We start from the raw sequence: 6,844 nt of genomic DNA on the forward strand, positions 1-6,844 counted from the left end.
GGGTCATTATGCCGTCTTCCGGATTATGCCGCGCCGAAGCGGGATCGCCCATGATGAGCGCGTACGCCAGCGCGGCATGTCGGCATAATCAGAGCGCCTCCAGGAAGGCGAGCAGCTTGTCATCGGGCTGATACCGGCCGGGCTGGACCTTGATCGGCCGCGTTCGGGCCATCGCCTTCTCCTTCAGCTGGATGTCGGCGTGGATGTACATCTGCGTGGTCTCGACCGATTCATGGCCAAGCCAGAGCGCGATGACGGTGCGGTCGACGCCATTCTGAAGGAGCTGCATGGCCGCGCTGTGGCGTAGCACGTGCGGCGTGACCCGCTTCTTCCTGAGCGATGGGCATTTTGCAGACGCTGACCGCACATGCCTCCGCACGATCTCCTCGACGGCGTCGCGGCTGAGCCGCTGGTTGCGGTTGCTGACGAAGACCGGGTCGACATCCGCCCCGCCGCGCTCGGCAAGCCAGCTGCGAAGCACCTTGACGCTGTCCCTGCGGATCGGTGTCGCCCGCTCCTTGCGCCCCTTTCCCATGCATCGGACGTGCGTCCCGGCGCCGAGCACAATGTCGCCGCAGGACAGGCCGATCAGCTCCGAGACGCGCAATCCGGTCTGCAAAGCGAGCGCCAGCAGCGCTCGGTCACGGCGGCCGTGCCAGGTGGAGAGGTCCGGCGCCGCGATGAGGGCTTCGATCTCGGCGCGCGACAGATAGTCGAGCGTCCGCTTCTCATGCCGCTTCGGCGGCATGGCAAGAATGCGCTGGCAGTGGTGCAGTAGCTGGGGCTCGTTCACGGCGACATACTTGAAGAACGAGCGTATGGCCGACAGCCGCGTGTTGCGGCTGCGGGCGCTGTTGCCGCGCGTGCTCTCAATGTCGGCGAGGAAGAGGCCGATCAACTCGGCGTTGATGTCGGCCACCTGCAACTCCGTCGGCGGCCGTCGGAGCTGGCCGGCTGTGTATCTGAGCAGCAACCTGAACGTATCGCGATAACTCGCGACGGTGTTCGGGCTCGCCTTCAGCTGAGAGGTCAGGCGCTCGGTAAAGAAGCGTTGCAGATAGACGGGTAGCGGATGCGGCGGTCTCATTGCACGCGCCCTTTCCCCGCAACGCCCTTCTTGAGCGAGTGCTCCGCACGCTTTGAGGCAAGCTGCAGCAGCTCGGGAACCGCCTCAATGTACCAGTAGGTATGGTCGGGCTTCAGATGGCCAAGATAGGTGGTGAGCCGCAACATCTCCCGGTCGGGATCCAGGCCCTTGCGGTACCAGTCCATGATGGTGCGTACGGCGAAGGTGTGGCGAAGGTCATGGATGCGGGGACCGCGTCCATGCTTGCAGAAGCGCTGCGCCTCGCGGAGCCCCATGCCCTGGGACACAACCGCGAAGTTATAGCGCGCGCTGCAATCGGTCATTCGACGGCCCTCGTCGTTGCGGAAGAACGCGCCCGCCTTCGACCCGAGAAGCCGCATGCGCTCGACGCGATAGGCCGCGAGCCGCTCGGCGGTGCTCGGTGCGATCGGTACAAGGCGGACCTTGCGGTTCTTGCCGCGCTTCACTGTGATGACGCCGGCGTCGAGATCGATATCGTCATCGTCGAGCTGTAAGCCCTCGTTGATGCGCAACCCGGTGACGGCGATGAGTCCGAACAAGGTTGAGCAGGTCCAACTCCGCAGGCCGTAACGTGACCGGAGCGTTGCGGCGCGGGAGACGAGCGTAGCGACCTCCCTCTCTGAGTAGATGTAAGGCCGGGGCCGCCGCCATTTGGCCGGGATGAGCCCGGCTGGCGGTATCTCGGTGCGCTCGTCATATCCCCTGAGCCAGCTGGCGAAGGCCCGAACCATGCCGAGCCGGTGCGCCCAGGTGTCGTTGTTCGCATGGCCATAGGCGGCCTTCCAGCGCAGGAACAGATCGACCGTGATGTGATCCGCTCCCGCGCGGTCGGCGAAGGCGGAGAAGACGCGCAGAACACGCCCGTCGAAGGTCAGGTCGAAGCCAAGGCCACGACGGACAGCCAGATAGTCGGCAAGACGCTGCGACAGGGTGGTCATGCGCGCCCTCCCTCGGCCGGCCAGGCGCGTGCGATTGAGCGCAACCCTTCAATATCGTGCCGGGCGTAGATGGCCGTCGCTCTGCGCGAGCGATGCCGCAGCACGTCGCCGATCTCATCCAACGAGGCGCCCTTGCGCAGCATGTCGGTCGCAAGACTGTGCCGCAGCAGGTGAGCGCCGATATACATCTGCGGCGGTCGAAGGCCGGTCGCCTTGAACGCCGCGCGCAGCGTCGTGTTCAGGATCTGGGCGTTGACGAACGGCCGATAGGGCGGCTTGTTGGCAACGAACAGCGTGCGCGACGATCCGCGGCGGCCGTTGCGGATGTAGTCGACGATAGCTTTTCCAGCATCCTCGGGCAGCGGCATGCGGTCGTGCCGCTTGCCCTTGCCCCGGATCAGGATCGTGCCGGTGCGCCAGTCGATATCGTCGAGCTGGATCGCGATCACCTCGGGCGCCCGCAGGCCAAGGCGGGCCAGCATCATCAGCATCGCGTAGTTGCGCCGGCTGACCGCGTCCGGCGCCCAGACCGCATCGACCAGCCGCTCGATCTCCTCCGGAGGCAACGCACGTGACAGGTGCGAGGCGCGTCCCATCGCAACACGCGGCAGGCTGCTCGCCAAGTCACGCTTCGTCTTCCCGCTCCAGAACAGGAAGCGGAACAGGCTGCGCAGGTGCGTCGGCGGCGTCCTGTCGCGGTACGGGCTCTTCCGGCTCATGACCTCGCGCAGGAACCTCACGATGTCGTCGGGCGTGATGTCGTTGAGATCGCCGAGCTTCTCGCCGAAGCGGAACGTCATGAAGCGATCGAGGAACCGCATGCAGTGGTAGATGGTCGCTTCCGCCAGTCCCCGCTGCTCGCGAAGATAGGCCGCGTACTCCATCGCCAGGCGTTCAAACGCCGTTGGCGTCTTCTGCTTCGGCGCAGGTGGCCATTCGGCCACGCCGGCGGCGACAAGAGCGTCGATGAACCGGTCCAAGCAGTATCTCTTCTGATTGTATTTGTTGGGGTGCATCGCCTTGAACGCTGCGGCGTGCGCCTTCGACAGTGTCCGACCAACGAGTTCGTCCTCGCGCAGTCCTCGGCGGGCAACCTCCTGACAGAGCAACCGGGCCGACGCGTCGTAGGTTCGCATCGTCGCGGGCGTATAGCCTTGATCGGCGAGCCTCTGCAGGAACTCCTTGCAGTAGGGCTTCAGCCAGTCCGGCGCGATCCTGGCGGCTGTGGATTTCTCGATTGTCCAAGGCATGGAGGTCTCCTTCCATTGATGGGAAGGAGACAGGGCCATGATCGTAGCCGGACACGCGAGGTGGGCTGGCGCAAGTCTTGTGCAGCGAGCCGCCTTTCGACCTCGGCGGGACTTGCATAGCAAGCCGCCCATCAGTTCATAGGCGCTGGCGCGCCGAGCGGATGGCGGGGAACGCTTCGAGTTCACACCGGAGATCGGCGCCGGCGATGTGTGGTGAGCGCCGATCTAACCGTCGCGCGACCTCGGCTTGGGACGCACATAGCGGCCCCAGGCAAGTTCCAGCACATAGGTCAGGCTGGCGAGGACGAGCGCGCCGGCGACGATCGCGCCCATGCCCGCGGTGTTCGCATTGAGCAGCTCCAAAGCGATGAGTCCCATCAGCAGCGCGCCCGCCAGCAGGATCGGGCCGGAGAAATAGCAATGCAGGCGTCCGCAACGGCGCGCATTGAGAAGACATGCCCCGCCCATCCAGGCGAGCGCGAGCGACCAGACCCCGGCGGTCCCGGCGAGCGAAGGAGACAGCGAGCCAGCGGCGATTGCGGCAAGCACTGGCGCACCCCAGACCACAAGGAAGCTCCCGGCGCGCGCCGACAGGTCGCGCCGCACACAAGCTTCATCGGGCGTGCGTTGCTGGCGCATCACGTCACCCAGCGCAGCAGGAGAGCTTGGCGATGTCCCGGTCAAATCCCTGCGCGGCGAGCTTCAGGCCCTCGACCGTTGTGAGATAAGGGAAGATCATCTCGCCGAGCATCTGAGCCGTCATGCCCTGCTTGAGCGCCAATGCCAGCGTCTGGATGCTGTCGGCGCCTTCTGGCGCAAGAATCTGGCCGCCCAGTAGGCGGCCGCTGCGCGCATCGGCGACAAGCTTGATGAGCCCGCGGGTGTCGCGCGCAGCCAGCGCACGCGGCAACTGGTCGAGCGGAAGGACCGAGACCTTCACCTCGTGTCCTGCGGCTGCGGCCTGCGCTTCCGTGAGACCGACACCGGCGACCTGGGGATCGGTGAACACGACCCAGGGCATGGTGGCGTTGTCGTAGGCGAGAGCGTCGCCATTAAGGGCGTTTTTCGCCGCCACCTTGGCGCCGTAGGCGGCCATGTAGACGAACTGATCGCGGTTGGTCACATCGCCGGCCGCGTAAACGCCCGGCCTGCTGGTGCGCATGTGCGCATCGACGACGATGGCGCCGCGCTCATCCTGGGCGACGCCGGCTTCCGCGAGGCCCAAGCCCTCGACATTGGGCGCACGGCCGGTGGCGATGAGAAGCCTTTCGGCGCGCAGCTCGACCAGCGAACCGTCTTCCCTGACGTGGAGCGTGACGCCGGCGGCGTCTTCGCGGCAGGCGTCATAGGCGACGCCGCAATGGAGCCTGATGCCTTCGCGGCGGAATGCGTCCATGAGCGCGTCAGACACTTCGGGCTCGGCTTGCGGCAACAGACGCGAGCGGCACACCATGGTCACCGCGACGCCCATGCGCGCCATCATCTGCGCGAGTTCCGCGCCGATGAAGCCGCCGCCCACGACGACAAGGCTTTTCGGCAATGCGTCGAGTTCAAGCAGCGGGGTGCTGGTAAGATAGCGGACCTTCTCAAGTCCTGGAATCGGCGGCGCCATTGGACGCGCGCCCGTTGCGATGACGATCTTCGGCGCGCGGATGAAGCGCTCGCCTGTCGCGACGCCGTCTTCGGCCAGGCGAGCTTCGCCTTCGATGTAGGCGATGCCTTCGTATTGGGGCAGCAGCTCGATGTACTTCTTCTCGCGAAGGCTGGCGACCAGATCATCCTTCGCCGCGATGACGCGGCGCCAATCGACCACGCGCGCTTCGCCCGCAATGCCATCGAAGCGGTCGGCGGCGCGCGCGCCATAAATCGCCTCGGCGGCGCGGATCATGGTCTTGGACGGCACGCAGCCGACATTGACGCAGGTGCCGCCGATCATCCCGTGTCCGATCAGCGCCACGCGCGCGCCCTGCTCGGCGGCCGTGATGGCTGCCGAAAAGCCAGCGGAACCCGCGCCGATGACGGCGAGGTCATAGGCTTCGTCCTTTCTTGGAGTCGCGCAGCAGTCGGACATGTCAGGCTTTCTTGTGCGAGCGATCATAGGCGCTGCGTCGCCGACGCGAGAGCGCGCTGAGCCCCAACGTCAACGCCGCCAGCGCGGCAACGCCGGCGTAGGGGAGCGACCACTCCTTCATGAAGCCGGCTTGGCGATGAGCCGCGCGGGATAGCCGGCATTGGTCGAAGCCGCCGCAATTGCTTCGGGCGTCGCACGGGCGGGATCATAGGTCACCGTGGCGCGCTTGGCGTCGAAATCGACCTTGACCGAACGGACGCCATCGACGCGCGACATCGCCGTGCGCACCGTGATCGGGCACGTCGCGCAGGTCATTTTGTCGATAGCGAACGAGGCGGTGCGCGCTTGCGCCTCGCTGCGCTGTGCTTGAGCCTGCGCGGCCGGTTGCAGCGGAACCAGCATGGCTGTCGCGCCGATCCCGGCGAATGCGGCGAGCGCGCCGACGATCAAAAGCTTCTTCATGAGTGCCTCCTTCAGTAGAAGAACGGCGCCCACCAATCGATGGTGGCGGCCAGGATGACGAGCGTTGTCGCGAACCAGAGCGCGACTTGGGTGATCAGCGCGGATTGCGGACGGGCGCAGTAGGAGCCGTCCTCGCATTTGGGTTTGGCCCGGAAATAGACCTGCCAGAAGCCGAGCCCGATGAAGACCGCCGCGACGGCGATGAAAACCGGTTTGAAAGGCTCGAGCGCGGTGAAGTTGCCGATCCAGGCGCCGGAGACGCCCAGCGTCACCAGCGCCAGCGGCAGGACGCAGCAGGTAGACGCGAGGATGGCGCCGGCGACGCCGCCGGCGGCGAGCCAGGACGAACGGGCGACAGGATTGGGACTTTGCTCGGACATGCCATCAAGCTACAATCTGTAGAGACTACAGGATCAAGAGGAATTTTCATGTCCATGCAGCAGCGCAATCCCATGCCGCTTTTGCGGCGCGGCGAGCTTGCCACCAGCGTCGGCTGTAACCTTGAAACCGTCCGCTATTACGAGGGCATTGGCCTCCTCCCGCACCCGCCGCGCTCCCAAGGGCGTCACCGGCTCTACGATGCGGATTTGGTCAAGCGGCTGCGCTTCATTCTTCGCGGGCGAGAACTCGGCTTTTCGATCGAGGAGATCCGCGCGCTTCTGGCCATCGCCGACGGCGCCGGCGGCTGCGCTGACGTTTATGCGCTGACGACGCAGCATCTCGACGTGGTCAAGCGCAAGATCGCCGACTTGCGGAAGCTGCAGCGGATTTTGTCGGAGACGGCGGCGCACTGCGCACGAGATGCTTCGCCCGATTGCCCCATCATCGAGGCAATGTCGGCGCCGCCGCGAGCGCCTCAGCGGCGTCACTAGCACGCACGTGGCGCGCCAGGGCTTGTTGGGCCTGGCAATCAGGCAGCGAGGCAGCCTGATTATGCCGACATGCCGCGCTGGCGTACGCGCTCATAATGGGCGATCCCGCTTCGGCGCGGCATAATCCGGAAGACGGCATAATG

At 65.7% G+C, this 6,844-nt stretch carries 8 protein-coding genes; 1 reads left to right on the forward strand and 7 read right to left on the reverse strand.

The features are described 5' to 3' along the window. Positions 1–88 precede the first annotated feature (88 nt). The 7 genes from OJI97_RS10615 to OJI97_RS10645 form a co-directional block, all read right to left on the reverse strand. The gene (locus OJI97_RS10615) at positions 89–1,087 is read right to left on the reverse strand and encodes a tyrosine-type recombinase/integrase (protein WP_297663306.1); all 999 of its coding nucleotides are present in this window, start codon (positions 1,085–1,087) and stop codon (positions 89–91) included. Continuing rightward, entirely contained in the window at positions 1,084–2,046 is a 963-nt protein-coding gene (locus OJI97_RS10620; RefSeq protein WP_297663307.1) for a tyrosine-type recombinase/integrase, read from the reverse strand. Before OJI97_RS10620 ends, OJI97_RS10615 begins: the two co-directional genes overlap by 4 nt. After that, a complete protein-coding gene (locus tag OJI97_RS10625; RefSeq protein WP_297663308.1) occupies positions 2,043–3,335 on the reverse strand; it encodes a site-specific integrase in 1,293 nt (430 codons plus the stop codon). The genes OJI97_RS10620 and OJI97_RS10625 overlap by 4 nt, the downstream gene beginning before the upstream one ends. Positions 3,336–3,521: 186 nt before the next feature. After that, positions 3,522–3,935, reverse strand: coding sequence for a hypothetical protein (locus tag OJI97_RS10630; protein ID WP_297663310.1), 414 nt, complete (start codon positions 3,933–3,935; stop codon positions 3,522–3,524). Between the two features lie 4 nt (positions 3,936–3,939). After that, complete coding sequence (gene merA / locus OJI97_RS10635) at positions 3,940–5,367, reverse strand: mercury(II) reductase (protein ID WP_297663312.1); 1,428 nt, start codon at positions 5,365–5,367, stop codon at positions 3,940–3,942. Positions 5,368–5,484: 117 nt separating this feature from the next. After that, complete coding sequence (locus OJI97_RS10640) at positions 5,485–5,829, reverse strand: heavy metal-associated domain-containing protein (RefSeq protein ID WP_297663314.1); 345 nt, start codon at positions 5,827–5,829, stop codon at positions 5,485–5,487. 11 nt (positions 5,830–5,840) lie between these two features. Beyond that, complete coding sequence (locus tag OJI97_RS10645; RefSeq protein ID WP_297663316.1) at positions 5,841–6,209, reverse strand: mercuric transporter MerT family protein; 369 nt, start codon at positions 6,207–6,209, stop codon at positions 5,841–5,843. Between the two features lie 48 nt (positions 6,210–6,257). Here OJI97_RS10645 and OJI97_RS10650 point away from each other — a divergent pair, with 48 nt between their 5' ends. Further along, the gene (locus tag OJI97_RS10650) at positions 6,258–6,701 is read left to right on the forward strand and encodes a helix-turn-helix domain-containing protein (protein WP_367184765.1); all 444 of its coding nucleotides are present in this window, start codon (positions 6,258–6,260) and stop codon (positions 6,699–6,701) included. Positions 6,702–6,844 lie beyond the last annotated feature (143 nt).

The organism is Sphingopyxis sp. (assembly GCF_025869345.1).
Taxonomy (GTDB): domain Bacteria; phylum Pseudomonadota; class Alphaproteobacteria; order Sphingomonadales; family Sphingomonadaceae; genus Sphingopyxis.

Bases quoted from the DNA above. Each gene is read 5' to 3' on its own strand.
- OJI97_RS10615 (WP_297663306.1), bottom strand. From the start codon at position 1,087: ATGAGACCGCCGCATCCGCTACCCGTCTATCTGCAACGCTTCTTTACC.
- OJI97_RS10620 (WP_297663307.1), bottom strand. From the start codon at position 2,046: ATGACCACCCTGTCGCAGCGTCTTGCCGACTATCTGGCTGTCCGTCGT.
- OJI97_RS10625 (WP_297663308.1), bottom strand. From the start codon at position 3,335: ATGGCCCTGTCTCCTTCCCATCAATGGAAGGAGACCTCCATGCCTTGG.
- OJI97_RS10630 (WP_297663310.1), bottom strand. From the start codon at position 3,935: ATGCGCCAGCAACGCACGCCCGATGAAGCTTGTGTGCGGCGCGACCTG.
- merA (WP_297663312.1), bottom strand. From the start codon at position 5,367: ATGTCCGACTGCTGCGCGACTCCAAGAAAGGACGAAGCCTATGACCTC.
- OJI97_RS10640 (WP_297663314.1), bottom strand. From the start codon at position 5,829: ATGAAGAAGCTTTTGATCGTCGGCGCGCTCGCCGCATTCGCCGGGATC.
- OJI97_RS10645 (WP_297663316.1), bottom strand. From the start codon at position 6,209: ATGTCCGAGCAAAGTCCCAATCCTGTCGCCCGTTCGTCCTGGCTCGCC.
- OJI97_RS10650 (WP_367184765.1), top strand. From the start codon at position 6,258: ATGTCCATGCAGCAGCGCAATCCCATGCCGCTTTTGCGGCGCGGCGAG.